This is a genomic window from Flavobacterium sp. U410, assembly GCF_053570605.1.
Genome location: NZ_JBSEFI010000003.1, coordinates 90,287 through 105,064 on the forward strand (window position 1 = coordinate 90,287; position 14,778 = coordinate 105,064).

A 14,778-nucleotide genomic window follows, 5' to 3' on the forward strand; every position below is an offset into this window, starting at 1 on the left:
ACTATGAGACGTTTATTTTTTATTTCTTTGATTATTTCTAATTTTTGTTTTAGTCAGTCAATTGATTTTGCAGACAAAAGACTAGAAAAAGAATTACTTGAAAACTTTGATGGAGTTTTAAAAAGTAGAATGAGTTCTTCCAATATGGATTCAAATAAAAATGGAAAAATTGAGATTTCTGAAGCATTAGATGTCCAAGAAATCCAATTGTATTTTAAAGATGATTGTTTTGAAACATTAGAAGATTTAAAATATTTTGAAAATCTTGTGGCATTAAAAATTGAATTGGTTCCATATTCTGAAACTGAAAATATTTTACATTTAAATCTATCTGATTACAGTAAATTACTTTATTTAGAGATTAATTCAAGTTGTATAAAATCTATTTCAGTTTCAAAGTGTGCAAAATTAAAAAGCATACTTATTAGAAATTACGATGGAGTTAATGCTGTAGAACTAAATGGAATAGCGGATTGTGAAAACTTAGAAGAATTGGAAATAGTTGGGGTTTCCATGAATAATTTAGATTTAAGTTTTAATAAAAATTTAAAAAAAGTATCATTATCTCAATTTAATGAAAAAGTACCGTGTAATGTGATTTTTCCCAATGAAAATAAAATTGAAACGATTGGATTAGAAAATTTAACTTTAATAAACCCGATTACATTACAAAATTTTGCTGAACTAAAAGAATTAATAGTAAGTCATATAAATTTTAGCGATGTAAGTTTTGAAAGTTTAAACAAAATGCAGACTTTTATATGTGTAGATAGTGAGTTAAAAACGATACATTTTAAAGAAAATAATAACTTTAAATACATACACATTTGTAATAATCCATTAAATGAGATTGAAGTTAATGAACAAGATTTGCCAAATTTAGTAGAGTTTTTAGTCACTACAGATATTTACGATAAACTAAAAGAGAAATACAGTGAGTTTTCTTTTTTTAAAAAGATAAAACCTGTAGAATCTATGAATTGTGGTATATGGTAATATAGAATTATAAGTAAACTCTGTTTATTAGGTCAAATTACTTCAGCGTTATTTGAAGTAGACGGTCAGTACAGACGTAATATGTAATGAGTGACTCTACTGGAAACAAAGAAAAAATAAAAGAAATACATCCTGATTGGTATCGGGATGTATTTCCTATGTATTATCTGATATTGGGCAGTTTTCCTCCTCATTCGAAACGTTGGGATTATCCTTTTTATTACCCCAATAAAATAAACCGTTTCTGGAAAATTTTAGCAGAAATAGCAAAAGTAAATCTTACGGTGCCGATTACTTCTGAAAAAAATGCTGTTGATGAACGCTTTTCCATTATGCAAAAACTAAACACAGGAGTTCAAAATTTAGGAAAAACAATTCTTAGAAAAGGAACGAGTGCTTTAGACACAGATATAGAAATAACAACATTTCAGGATATTTTAGCAATACTACAAAAACATCCGGAGTTGAAAAAGATACTATTACCGGGTTATTCTTCTAAAAATAGTACAGCCCAATCCTTTTTGAAATACATTAACCAAACTAAAGAAATCGAAATAATCGATTCAATTCCTAAGACCGTAAATTCCGGGACTTTTTTTCAGATTCGTGTAGACGGAAGAATTATTGATTGTGTGGTTTTAAACTCAACTTCTACCGCTAGTCGCATCAGCTACGATGATGTAAAAGCTCAATTTGAAAAAGAGCTCAATAGTTAGCTCTTATAATTATGATTGCATAATTTCTGCAAAATCAGCTATACTTTTTAATTTAGCCTTAAGATCATAAACCGGCGAAGTAATCATAACTTCATCAATTCCGAAATGTTTTATAAAAGCTTCCATTTCTTCTTTTACGGTTTCTTTGGTGCCAATAAAAGAGCAAGCTGTCATTTGTTTCACGTGTGCTTCTTCCATTTCGTTCCATAAACCATCCATAGTTTCAACTGGCGGTTGCATAAAATTACGTTCGTTTCTGATAATTCCCAAAAACATTCGGTAAAATGAAGTCGCTAAACGATTGGCTTCCGCTACAGTATCGGCGATAATAACATTAACACAAGCTAAAGTTTTAGGTTTTAAACCACTTTTTTCATCGCTGAAATTTTGATGATAAATTTCGAAAGCTCTTTCCATTTGTGCCGGTGCAAAATGACTGGCAAAAGCATACGGAAGCCCTAAAGATGACGATAAATAAGCAGAATCGGTACTGGAACCTAAAATCCAAAGCGGAACGTCAACACCTTCACCGGGAAAAGCACGAACTTTAGCCGTTTTGTTTTCTGTTGAAAAGTAGTGTTGCAGCTTGGCTACATTAGCGGGAAACTGTTGTGCGTTTTCAAAAAAGTTCGGATTTAAAGCATGAGCTGTCAGCTGATCGGTTCCGGGAGCTCGTCCTAAACCTAAATCAATGCGGTTTGGAAATAGCGAAGCTAAAGTTCCGAAATGTTCAGCGATAACTAGTGGCGAATGATTGGGAAGCATAATTCCGCCTGAACCTACACGGATTCTTGTTGTATTTCCGGCAATATGCCCAATTAAAACAGAGGTCGCAGAACTGGCTACACTTTTCATGTTGTGATGTTCGGCAAACCAATATCGGGTATAACCTAATGCATCGGCTAGTTGTGCCGTTGCAACAGATTTTTGAAAAGTTTCGGTTATCGTACTGCCTTCGCAAACGTGTGCTAAATCTAAAAAGGAATAAGGTATCATGAGGCAATTTTTTAATTTTAAAGAGTAAACTTATGAAAAAATGGGAAGAATACTTTTGTCATTATAACTCCTTTAACAGTTTTTAAAACGTTTGTTTTTACCCATTTTCACGACACAAAGTGTTACCTTCTAAATGGTCAAGTGTGTAAAAATTACACAATAAAATGGTGTTTTTGCCTTAAAATGGCATCGGTATATTCTTTGCTTTATCTGAAGTGTAGAAATTAAGATTACAGGTTATGAGCATAAATAATTCAAAAGAAAATACAGCCGTTATATTAGATTCTTTTTTTACATCAGGTAAAACTTCATCTAAAAGTATTGTAGAAAAAATAAGAAGCAGAGAAGGAATTTTTAACTATTGGAATTATTTCATTTTGATAGGCACTTTTACTCTTTTGCTTAGTTCGGTGGCTTTGGTTTATCAACTTCAACCACATTTTGAAAAAATTCATTTGGAAAGATTGAGTACCCCGTGGGGGCAGGTTTTTATATGGGGTACGACATCTTTACTGGTTTTAAAACTTTGTTTATTGACGTATATTTTCATCTTGTATTTACGTTATAAGCCTATTAAATCTGTTTCGGATGATATGTTGCCTACTTGTACAGTTATTGTTCCTGCTTATAATGAGGGAAAACAGGTTTGGCAAACACTAAGAAGTGTTGCTAACAGCAATTATCCGGCAGAAAAACTACAATTGATTGCTATTGATGATGGCAGCCAAGATGATACATGGGAATGGATGCAAAAAGCCAAAAGAGAATTAGGAGATCGTTTATCTATTTATCAGCAGCCTGAAAATAAAGGAAAAAGACATGCTCTATATCGTGGTTTTCAATTAGCAACAGGTGAAGTATTTGTAACGGTAGATAGTGATTCTATTGTAAAAGAAGATACATTGCGTAACATGACCAGTCCGTTTGTGGTAAATAAAGATTGTGGTGCTGTAGCCGGAAATGTTAGAGTTTTAAATAACGAGAAAGCTTTGATACCTAAAATGCTTAATGTTAGCTTTGCTTTTAGTTTTGAATTTGTTCGTTCGGCTCAAAGTATGTTGGGATCAGTATTGTGTACGCCGGGAGCATTATCTGCTTATCGAAAAGAAGCTGTGATGAACTGTTTGTCAGAATGGTTAGATCAAAAATTCATGGGGCAACCATCAGATATCGGAGAAGACAGAGCCATGACTAATATGATTTTAAAACAAGGATATCATGTTGTATTCCAGAGAAATGCTCATGTTTTAACAAATATTCCGGAGCGCTACAAAAATTTATACAAAATGTTTATCCGTTGGGAACGTAGTAATGTTCGAGAAAATATAGCTATGAGTAGTTTTGCATTCGGTAATTTTAGAGAAGGTTCAAAAACCGGTACACGAATTCTGTTATTGGATCAGTGGTTGCGAATTTTATTATCATACCCTATGTTATTAGTCATGTTTACTTTTATCGTGACGTATCCTTTACTTTTTCTAAGTTCAACTTTAGTAGGAATCTTAATATTCTCGAGTGTTCAAGCTTTCTTTTATGCAAAAAAACACGATTTAGCAGAATCTTTCTGGGCTTATCCGTATAGTGTTTTTTACGCTTTTACATTATTCTGGATAACACCTTATGCTATAGCTACAGCTAGTAGAAGTGGTTGGTTAACAAGAGGATTACCGGAGCAAAGTTAAAATCCCTGACATCTATATATTCAATTTGAGCGAGACTGCTAAATGCGGATCTCGCTTTTTTATACAAACTCTTTTAAAATTTAAAATGTGTACTATTAATAATATTTTTTTTGGTATATGTGTTTTTTTTTCTAAATTGGTAAAAGGTAAAGTATAATGTGTTGTGAAGTGTTATTGAAAAATATCAGCATTATTCTTGTTATTTCCCTATTTTTATACAGAAAAAGAACTATTAGAAAACAATTATAAACGAGCATGTTATCAAATACTATTAGGAATAATTTAGAGCTATTTGATTCCTTGCCTTTTTATGTTTGTATTACAGACAAAAAAGGAAATATTTCTTGGAGCAATTTATTATTTGAAACAGATGTTATAAAAGTTTATGGTTCCCAAAAAACGATTTTTGATGCTGTAGAGCTAATATGCAATAGCATTATGCTTGCAAAAAGAATCCAAGAAAAGTTACGTTTTAGTTCAGATTTAAATGAGGTTGTCTCTCTGCTGAATGAAGAATCTATCATTAAAGAAAATCTACAGATCCAACAAACAGATAATCAGGAGTTGGTTTTCTTTTTTAGATTTGCTGTTCATTCTAAGCGTTGTCTCAATAATTTGTTCTCAACCGCTTTTATTCATGAAGCTTCGGATACAATAATTAGTTATACACTTTCCGGAGAAATAGTCGTTTGGAATCTTGCAGCAGAAAAATTATTCGGATTGAAAAGGAATGATGTTATCGGATCAAAAATAGTTAAACTTCCTTTTTCCTCTTTTACAAAAGAAAAAATAACACAGGAAGTCATTGAATTGCAAAAGACAAAAGAACTAAAGTGCTCAGAAGAAGAAATTGCAGTTAATGGAGAAAATCGTTTTTTTAAAATTACAAGCCAACTCATTCTGGGAGGAAATAATGAAATACTGGGAATTAGTAAATGTTTTTCAGATATTACTTCTTTTGTAACTGCTGAAAAACTGCTTCAAAAACATGTTGAAAATTTACAATATCTTAATAATATTTGGGAAAGCTTGTCTCAAAATCTGGATGTTCAGAACATTCTTCAGATTGTAACAGATGTAACAACAAAGTTTAGCGGAGCAAGTTATGGTGCTTTTTTCTATAACTCGCTAACAGAAGACGGAGAAGCAATGAGACTTTTTACTTTATCGGGAGCTAAACGGGAAGATTTTATGAAGCTAGGCATGCCAAGAAATACCGATATTTTTAAAAAAACATTTAACAGTAAAGAAGCTTTTATTGCAAATGATATAACACAGCATGAAGACTTTGGTAAGAATACACCTCACAATGGGTTGCCAAAAGGGCATTTAGCGGTGAGAAGCTACATGTCAATACCTGTTATTTCGATGAGTGGAGAAAATTTAGGAAGCTTGTTGTTTGGACACTCAATGCCCGGGCGATTTTCGCAGGAACATATAAAAATGATGCAAAGTATAGCAAGTCAGGCAGCTATAGCATTAGAAAATTCAAGACTGTTGGAGAATGTAAAGACATTGTCTAATAAAAAAGATTTATTCATTACCGTAGTCGGACATGAGTTAAGAAGCCCTTTAACAACAATTAAAGGTTTTATGCAAGTGTTGGAAGAAGTAAATCAAGATGAAGAATTGCGTTTATACATAGACAAAGTTTTGGAACAGATTGATAAACTCAATTTCTTAGTTAATGATCTTTTAGATATTGGGCAAATAGGCGCCGGGAAAATGACATTAGAAAAAAGCGAATTTTGTTTGTCAGAATTAGTGAAAGATACCATAGAAACAGTTTCGTATGCACAAAATACACACGATATCATATTTGAGAACGCTCAATCAATGCTGATTTCAGCAGATAAAAGAAGAATTCAGCAAGTACTATATAATTTGATATCCAATGCTGTAAAATATTCTCCGGATGCGGATAAAGTAGTTGTTCAGGCAAAAACAGAAAATAGCGAAGTAATTGTTAAGGTAATTGATTCCGGAATAGGAATTTCAGAACAGCATATTCACAATATTTTTGACAGGTTCTACCGAATACCAACTCAAAAGAATATTAGCGGAATAGGAATAGGCTTGTTTTTATGTAGTAAGATAATTAAAAAACACGGAGGAACACTTTCAGTGAATAGTATTATGAATCAAGGTTCTGAGTTTGTTTTTAAAATTCCGATAGGCGTATGTTGGGCATGAAAATCTATATCTTGGAAGACAACTTAGCAATAGCACAATTAGTATTATTGTTACTTAAACGAAGAGGATATGAAGCCTATGCTTTTCATAGTATTAGTTCTCTGATTAAAGGGTTGGACAACGCAGCTCCTGATTTTTTTGTTTTAGATATAATGCTCCCTGATGGCAATGGAGTTGATTTGGCTAAATCCTTTAAAGGTTCTGAAAAATTTAAAAACATTCCCATATTATTAATGTCCGCTAACGTAGACGGAGTTGCAGAAAGTCAAAAGCTACATAAAGTAGGGTATATAGCAAAACCCTTTGATATTAAAGATTTTATGAATAGTCTGGAATTGCTTTCTAACTAACACTAATCTTTTCTGGAAGCAATAAAAGTACCCAAAACCAATAAAAGTGCTGATCCGCCTAAATAGAAATACCCGGTTTCTATCTTTCCTTTATTAGAGAAATCCATTTCTAAATCTAAAATCTCAACCTTTGATTTATTTTCTTTAATAATATAATATCCTTTGAATCCTAAAAATAGCCCAATCGATATTAAAATAGTTCCGATTATTTTTTTTGTTTTCATGACATTTAATTTTTTTGGTAAATTTAGCGACTTAAAGTAGTTGAAGCATTACAATCTGCTCCTTGATTGTTATAGAATTGCCATATATAACTAAGGGGATTTAATTTTTTGGCACGACTATTGAAAAGTATTAATTAGAATATATAAACATAAAAAATAAAGTTATGAAAAAAGTTATACTATTTTTAGCGTTAGCCGGAATGGCAGTTTTACAGAGTTGTACAAAAGAAGAATATTATGTGCAAGACGATAGTTATGATAGCGATACTATTAGTGAAGTTTGGGAATACACAAACGTAGATTTTTACTATGGAAATGATTTTAGTGTCCTTTTAAATTTTCCTCATCAAACTTATACTTCAGACATGATTCTTATGTACCACTTATATGATGTGGTAAACGGAAATGATATTTGGAGACTTTTACCACAAACATATTACTTGAATGGTGGAGGAGAATTGGATTATAATTTTGATTTCACTACTTATGATGCAAATGTATTCTTAGGTGCTAATTTCGATTTGAATACATTAGATTCAAGTTGGTCTCAAAATCAAATTTTTAGGGTGGTTGTAATTCCTGGTTATTTTAGTAATAAAATGGCAACCCCTAAAGAATCAGTTGATTTTACAGATTACGAAGCTGTACTGAAGTACTATGATATAGATGACAGTAAAGTAACTAAAATTAAACTATAAAAAGAAGGAATAACAAAAAAAGGCTCTGATTTTCAGAGCTTTTTTTATGCCCTTTCAAAATCTAATGTGATAGTTTCATTTTCTTTTTTATTATATCCTTTAGTCAATGTAGTATCTTTGAGATAAAGTTGCTAAGAACATGAAGTGGTCGGGTTTTAAAAAAGGGATTTTAATTAACCCGTTGGGTAAAACAGAAACTATTTGAGTTAAATTAAAAAGATTACATGTTAATCAAGTTTTTAAAAATCGGTGTTTTGAAGTTGTTGAACAGCCAATATTGAATTCAAATATAGTTAGAAACTATTTTAAGGTTTTAGAAGTGATAAGTTCTTTGAATTTTGATTCAGTATTATTTGACAGAACTATAACAATATTAAAAATTAGCTGATTTAATTTCACCCAATAGGTTAAAAATGAAAGCTTTTTGTAAAAATAAGAGTTGGGAAAAGTTTGAAAGCAAAATATTTTAACCTTGCTTTTTATATGAAAAATAGTATATTTGTTAGTAAAGTTTTTTGCTATGAAAAATTCTACTTTTTTAAAATCGAGTTTAGTTATCATTGGAGTCGTCATACTACTTTTGGGTTTTACACCTTCTAAAAGTGATGCCATTTTGGGGAAATGGGAGAGTCCAGATAAAGACAGACGAATAGAGGTTTATAAAGAGAATCATCTGTATTTTGGAAAAATTATTTGGCAACAATCTGATAAATTCAGAGCTAATGTTGGTGATATTGTCATTAGAGAAATTGAGTATCAAAATCCACATTGGGAAGGCAAAATTTGGGTTCCTGAAATTAAATCTGATTTCACAGCTAATATCTCACTGCCTTCACATAACGAACTTCGTGTGGAAGCAACTAACGGGTTAATAAAAAAAGTAAAGGTTTGGAATAGAATAAAATGATTTCTTTGTCTGTTAATCTATAATTTTACCCACGTCATTATATAAAAAATAAAATAGCTTATCTTTTGTCATGGACAAGTTGGATACAAAACAGTGTTAGTATTGCTTTTTTACACCATGAAAGAATAGTGTTCTGTTTTGTAAATTAAAAAAACATAATATCATTATTTAAGAAAAGAAACTGTCTCGAAAAATATCTTCGAGACAGTTTTTTATAACTTACTGTTTAACTAGGGTTGTAGCATCAACTATTTTTCCATTTATAATTAATGCAACAGAATATACACCATTAGGATAATTGCTTAAATCAATATTGATTTTTTCAGATTTTGGTTCTAAAATATAATTATTAGACACATCATAGCTTCCATAATCGCTTACAATCATCAAATAAGCAGAATTTGCTCCATTAAGTTTATAGCTTATATCTGCCTTGTTTTTTGCAGGGTTAGGAGCTATACTTTCTAATCTTCCTGATTTTAGTTTTACTTCTACTTCAGCATAATCTTTAAAGCCATCAAGAGTTGAAATAACTTCTAATTTATATTTGTCAGCTACAGCTTTTTCAATTTGAAGGTCTTTACCTTGATAGATTAAATTACCTTTACTATCATACCAATTGTAAAGAGCAGGCTCATTAATGTCTTTGGCGCTGATAGTTATTGTTTCGTCTGAATTAATTTCTCTGGTTTCTCCTGCATCAGCTTCAAAAGATTCTCGGGTTGATTTATTGACAATGAACGTTTCTCCTCCTATTATTTCTCTCGTTTCCAAATCTCTCTGAATGACATGATATACATACGTTTCTTTCTCGGTCAATCGCTCAGATAAAAAGTTGAAGTCTAATTTTAAAGTTACGATTTCTTCGGGTTCAAAAGAAAGATTGTTCAGGATAGCATTATTGTCTTCAACGATTAATCTGTTCTCTTCATTTGATCGGATTAGTCCTTGAGCATTTCCCCCTCCTTCAATCCATATTCTATAAAGGTAGTCATCCATTTTTAAGCTTACTTCTGCTTCTCGATAAATAGGTTGCTCTATTTCGGAATCATCTACTTTAAATTCCAAATAGAATTTCTTTCTTTGTCTAAAAGGATTGGTTATTGCTATGACACCACCTGGATTGATAACGTTGTTAGGTATAACATCTACAACAGTAACATTTTTCCATGCAATATTATTGTTATTGCGAACATTAGCATTTAGGTTAGTCGTTTCATAAAAGGTCATAGGATCATTTGTACTCTCAATTCGAGTTAATAGACAGAAATGCCATTGGTCGCCATCGTTTCCGTAATCAGCCGGATTAGGAACAACCCAAGGAAAAGTAAGAATAGCTTCCTCTCCTGGTTGAATAACAGGAATTGTTAATGTTCCTACAGGACTTCCCATACTGGCGCCTGTAATAGGATGACTGATACCGCCAAACCAAGGGTTAGGATAGGAAAGACCTGTTGATGCTTTGGCCCAGTATAATTTCAGTTCTTCATTACCAGTTGAAGCAACACAGCTTTTATTGATCACTCTTACTCTTACATAATTTGGATTTCCGGCAGAAGAATAATCTGGATTTTGATGTGTCAAACCTCCGTCATTGTAATTTCTGACCCAAATATCATTACTTGCCCACATATATGGAGTAATAGTGTTAGGCTCTGATCCTATATCGTCTGAAGAATCTTTAACATAAAGATCTAAATTGGCAGAATACATATTTTGAGCCATTTGAACGGAAGCATAGGAATCTATTAATCCATATCCCATTTCATTATTCCATGTTCCGTTGGGTCTTCCACTAGTGGTTGTGTATGAATATCCACCGACTTTTTGAGCGGTTTGTTCAATAATGTCTCTTACTTGTTGTGCAGTAAGACACGGATTGACAGACAAAATTAAAGCGGCTACTCCTGCAACATGAGGACAGGCAGAAGATGTTCCGTTAAATGTTCCATAATAATCATTAGAAGAATAACCATAGCTTCCTTGTCTGTCTGTTGTTGGTATTTTAACTCCGGGAGCTACAATGTCTAACTGAGTACCATAGCAGCTTCCCCAACCTTCTCCGTCACATGAGCTATAACTTTTTCTTTCGCCACAAGGACTCATCGCTCCTACAACTAGTACCTCAGGAACGGCACTCCCCGGATATCTGATATTTGTATTGTTTTCATTTCCGGCTGCAAAGACAACAACACATCCTTTTCCGCCTCTTCCATAATTAATGGCATCATAAATGGCATCCGTTATGATGGTAGAAGGACTATAGCCTCCCCATGAGTTACTGATAACTTCAACACCGTTTAGCCATGCCCAGTTGAAACCGCTAGCTAGTTGAGCAGGAGTATCTGAAAATAAAAGATTGATACTTATAGAAACAATATCAGACTCAGGAGCAACTCCACTTACTCCAAGATTATTATTCTGAATTGCACCAATAATACCTGCGCAAGCCGTACCGTGACTTCCTCTTACTTGAGAGGGAGAAGTTCCTGTGGTAGCATCAAATCCTGTTCCGTATACATTTGTGATTAAGTCAGGATGATCCATCTCAAAACCGTGATCATAAATAGCTACTTTTACATTGTTTCCTTTTGTAATGGTCCAAGCTTGCTCGGCATTAATGTCTATTCCGGAATAAGCAGAACCATATTGGCCTGTATTTAATAGTCCCCATTGGTTGCCATATAAAGGATCATTAGTAGCTTGTAAATCATGATAAACAAATTCAGGTTCGGCAGTAATAAATAATCCCGATTCTTTAAACTGATTTGCATATTCTAAAGCATTTTTACGGTTGTTTTTAGTACAACTAATCATGTACCAATCTTTCATATAAGGATCTTGTCCTAAGACTTCTAAATCGTTTTTTTGAGCATAATCATATAAGACTGTAGAACCCCCTGTATTAATTTTTACATAAAAATGATTGGTTAACCCTAACCTTTTTCCAGAAGTAGTTCTATAACATGGAGAAGCCTTAATTACAGATGGATGATTATTTAGTTTTTTTATAAAGCTAATATATTCTGATAAGTTGTTTTTAATATTATCAGAAATGGACAACTCTGTATAGTAATTCTTTAGAGATTGATCAGTAGCCTTATTCTGTACATAGCTTCTAAGGCTGTTTTCTACAAAGTCTGTTTTTGATGTAAAAAAAAGATTATACTTATTTAATTCAATGTTGTTTGAGTTAGAATTTAAACTGATAAATCCGCTGTCTATATCAACATAAATTTTTTGGTCATTGTAATAATAGTAGTAATTGCTTTGAGCTTCTAAAAGGTTGTGGCCAAATAGTAGCATTAAAATAAGTATATAAATATTGTTTTTCATGATAGTTTATAATTTTGATTAAGAAAATATATTTTTGAATTCTTCTATTTAAGAAGAGTAAGCTTCAAGGAGGATGGAAAGTTTTTAGAATCATTAAATAATTGAATATCTGCTTCATAATATTTAATAAAGGAGGTTGATTGTATCAAAAATAGAATATAAAAAAATATTTAAGGTACAGAAAAAATGTATATTTTGTTAAAATATAAAATATTAGCTACAATATTTTATTGTTTTTGTTTTAACATAAGTAATTTCATTCATTATGGTTGTTTAGATATTAAGAAGCGATTAATTAATAATTTTAATATTTGTAGACTATATTGATTAATAAATGTTGTGGTAGGATGTGTATTTTTGTATCTGTTTTTAATTATGTCTTAAAAAATAGGGGGTGTAATTAATAATGACATGAAATTTTGTATATTTGCCATGAATTTTTAAAGGTATAATTAAATAAAACACAACTTTATGTCGACATTTCGTTTTCAGACTTTAAAAGAAACTGCAAATAGAAAACCGGTTTCTGTTGAAAATCTAGACAAAAAATCAGTAATCTTTGGTAGCAATGTTTTTAATGATAAAGCAATGCGTCAATATTTAACTCCTGAAGCTTATAAAGCAGTAAAGAGTGCTATCGTAAACGGAACAAAAATCGATAGAAACACAGCAGAGCACGTGGCAATGGGTATGAAAGAGTGGGCTTTGTCAAAAGGAGTAACACATTATACTCACTGGTTTCAGCCTTTAACTGGTGCTACAGCTGAAAAACATGATGCTTTCTTCGAAACTTCATTTGACGGTTCAGATCCGGTAGAAAAATTCGGTGGAGGGCAATTGGTACAACAAGAGCCAGATGCTTCTTCGTTCCCTAATGGTGGTATCCGTAATACTTTTGAAGCTCGTGGTTATACAGCTTGGGATCCTACGTCTCCAGCTTTCATTTTTGGAACTACTTTGTGTATTCCTACGATTTTCGTTTCTTATACAGGAGAAGCATTAGATTACAAAACCCCTTTGTTAAGAGCTTTAAACGCTGTAGATACAGCTGCGACAGCAGTAGCAAAATATTTTGATAAAAACGTTAAAAAGGTAACCCCGACTTTAGGTTGGGAACAAGAATATTTCTTAGTAGACAGAGCTTTAGCAAATTCACGTCCAGATTTAACATTAACAGGCCGTACATTGTTAGGGCATTCAGCGGCTAAAGGACAACAATTAGAAGATCATTACTTCGGTTCTATCCCAACTCGTGTTTTAAACTACATGAGAGATTTAGAAAACGAATGTATGTTGTTAGGTATTCCGGTAAAAACACGTCACAATGAGGTTGCCCCTAACCAATTTGAGTTAGCACCAATTTTTGAAGAAACAAACTTAGCAGTAGACCACAACTCTTTGTTAATGGATGTAATGCAAAAAGTAGGTGAGCGTCATGATTTTAAAGTGTTATTACACGAAAAACCATTCAAAGGAGTAAACGGTTCAGGAAAACACAACAACTGGTCAATGGCAACTGATACTGGAATTAACTTATTAAGTCCAAGTAAAACGCCAATGAGTAACTTACAATTCTTAACATTTTTCATCAACACTATTAAAGCAGTTCATGAATATGAAGAATTATTAAGAGCTTCTATTGCATCAGCAAGTAATGACCACCGTTTAGGAGCTAATGAAGCACCCCCGGCAATTATTTCAGTATTCATTGGTCAACAATTAACAGCTGTTTTAGAAGAATTAGAAGGCGTTTCTAAAGGAAAATTATCTCCAAAAGAAAAAACAGATTTAAAATTAAACGTAGTTGGTAAAATTCCAGATCTACTTTTAGATAATACCGACAGAAATAGAACGTCTCCATTCGCCTTCACAGGAAATAAATTCGAATTTAGAGCTGTGGGTTCAATTGCAAACTGTGCTAACCCAATGACAACTTTAAACGCAATTGTAGCTAAACAATTGATGGATTTCAAAAAAGAAGTAGATGCTTTAATTGAGAAAAAAGGTCTTAAAAAAGACGAAGCTATCTTTAATGTATTAAGAGAGTACATTAAACAATCTCGTAATATCTTATTCGAAGGAGATGGCTATAGCGAAGCTTGGGAACAAGAAGCAGCAAAACGTGGATTGAGTAATCATAAAACAACTCCGGAAGCTTTAAAAGCTAAAGTTTCTAAAAAAGCAATCGCTTTATTTGAAGAGTTAGGGATTATGAATCATGTTGAGGTTGAAGCGCGTTACGAAATTGAATTAGAAGAGTATATTAAAAAAATTCAAATTGAAGGTAGAGTTTTAGGAGATATTGCTCGTAACCACGTGATTCCAACAGCTATTCGTTATCAAAATACATTAATTGAAAACGTAAAAGGATTAAAAGAAATCTTTGGTAAAGATTTTGAACCTTTAGCGAAAGAACAAATTTCATTAATCAAAGAAATTTCTGAACATATCGAAGCAATTAATTCTAAAGTTGACGAAATGACAGAAGAACGTAAAAAAGCAAATGCTTTAGGATCTACTGAAGAAATGGCAAGCGCTTATTGTTTCTTGGTAAAACCTTTCTTTGAATTAATTCGTTACCACGCTGATAAATTAGAATTATTAGTAGATGATGAAATGTGGACTTTGGTAAAATACAGAGAACTACTTTTCATTAGATAAGATTTTATATTATAGTTAG

General features: G+C 32.2%; 11 protein-coding genes. 8 read left to right on the plus strand and 3 right to left on the minus strand.

Going from position 1 to position 14,778, the window contains the following annotated elements; all coding sequences use genetic code 11:
* Positions 1-3: 3 nt before the first annotated feature.
* Together ACUSJC_RS03305 and ACUSJC_RS03310 are read left to right on the plus strand one after the other, a co-directional pair.
* Complete coding sequence (locus tag ACUSJC_RS03305; RefSeq protein WP_449268130.1) at positions 4-996, plus strand: hypothetical protein; 993 nt, start codon at positions 4-6, stop codon at positions 994-996.
* Positions 997-1,082: 86 nt separating this feature from the next.
* Positions 1,083-1,712, plus strand: coding sequence for a hypothetical protein (locus ACUSJC_RS03310; protein WP_449268131.1), 630 nt, complete (start codon positions 1,083-1,085; stop codon positions 1,710-1,712).
* Positions 1,713-1,721: 9 nt separating this feature from the next.
* Here ACUSJC_RS03310 and ACUSJC_RS03315 read toward each other — a convergent pair whose 3' ends face one another.
* The gene (locus ACUSJC_RS03315) at positions 1,722-2,708 is read right to left on the minus strand and encodes an LLM class flavin-dependent oxidoreductase (RefSeq protein ID WP_449268132.1); all 987 of its coding nucleotides are present in this window, start codon (positions 2,706-2,708) and stop codon (positions 1,722-1,724) included.
* Positions 2,709-2,947: 239 nt separating this feature from the next.
* Here ACUSJC_RS03315 and ACUSJC_RS03320 point away from each other — a divergent pair, with 239 nt between their 5' ends.
* The 3 genes from ACUSJC_RS03320 to ACUSJC_RS03330 all read left to right on the plus strand — a co-directional run bounded on the left by ACUSJC_RS03320 (position 2,948) and on the right by ACUSJC_RS03330 (position 6,933).
* A complete protein-coding gene (locus ACUSJC_RS03320; RefSeq protein WP_449268133.1) occupies positions 2,948-4,390 on the plus strand; it encodes a glycosyltransferase in 1,443 nt (480 codons plus the stop codon).
* A 255-nt stretch (positions 4,391-4,645) separates the two neighbouring features.
* Complete coding sequence (locus tag ACUSJC_RS03325) at positions 4,646-6,583, plus strand: ATP-binding protein (protein ID WP_449268134.1); 1,938 nt, start codon at positions 4,646-4,648, stop codon at positions 6,581-6,583.
* A complete protein-coding gene (locus tag ACUSJC_RS03330) occupies positions 6,580-6,933 on the plus strand; it encodes a response regulator (RefSeq protein ID WP_449268135.1) in 354 nt (117 codons plus the stop codon). The genes ACUSJC_RS03325 and ACUSJC_RS03330 overlap by 4 nt, the downstream gene beginning before the upstream one ends.
* Positions 6,934-6,935: 2 nt before the next feature.
* On the opposite strand, the gene ACUSJC_RS03335 is transcribed toward ACUSJC_RS03330, so the two are convergent.
* Positions 6,936-7,157: a hypothetical protein gene (locus ACUSJC_RS03335; protein WP_449268136.1), complete on the minus strand. Its 222-nt coding sequence runs from the start codon at positions 7,155-7,157 to the stop codon at positions 6,936-6,938.
* Between the two features lie 164 nt (positions 7,158-7,321).
* Between ACUSJC_RS03335 and ACUSJC_RS03340 the strand changes: the two genes are divergently transcribed.
* On the plus strand, positions 7,322-7,855 hold the full coding sequence (locus tag ACUSJC_RS03340) for a hypothetical protein (RefSeq protein WP_449268137.1): 534 nt from the start codon (positions 7,322-7,324) through the stop codon (positions 7,853-7,855).
* A 520-nt stretch (positions 7,856-8,375) separates the two neighbouring features.
* On the plus strand, positions 8,376-8,762 hold the full coding sequence (locus tag ACUSJC_RS03345; RefSeq protein ID WP_449268138.1) for a DUF2147 domain-containing protein: 387 nt from the start codon (positions 8,376-8,378) through the stop codon (positions 8,760-8,762).
* Between the two features lie 219 nt (positions 8,763-8,981).
* On the opposite strand, the gene ACUSJC_RS03350 is transcribed toward ACUSJC_RS03345, so the two are convergent.
* The gene (locus tag ACUSJC_RS03350) at positions 8,982-12,098 is read right to left on the minus strand and encodes a S8 family serine peptidase (protein WP_449268139.1); all 3,117 of its coding nucleotides are present in this window, start codon (positions 12,096-12,098) and stop codon (positions 8,982-8,984) included.
* A 471-nt stretch (positions 12,099-12,569) separates the two neighbouring features.
* On the opposite strand from ACUSJC_RS03350, the gene ACUSJC_RS03355 reads away from it, so the two are divergent.
* Positions 12,570-14,759: a glutamine synthetase III family protein gene (locus ACUSJC_RS03355; protein WP_449268140.1), complete on the plus strand. Its 2,190-nt coding sequence runs from the start codon at positions 12,570-12,572 to the stop codon at positions 14,757-14,759.
* The last annotated feature ends 19 nt before the right edge of the window (positions 14,760-14,778 follow it).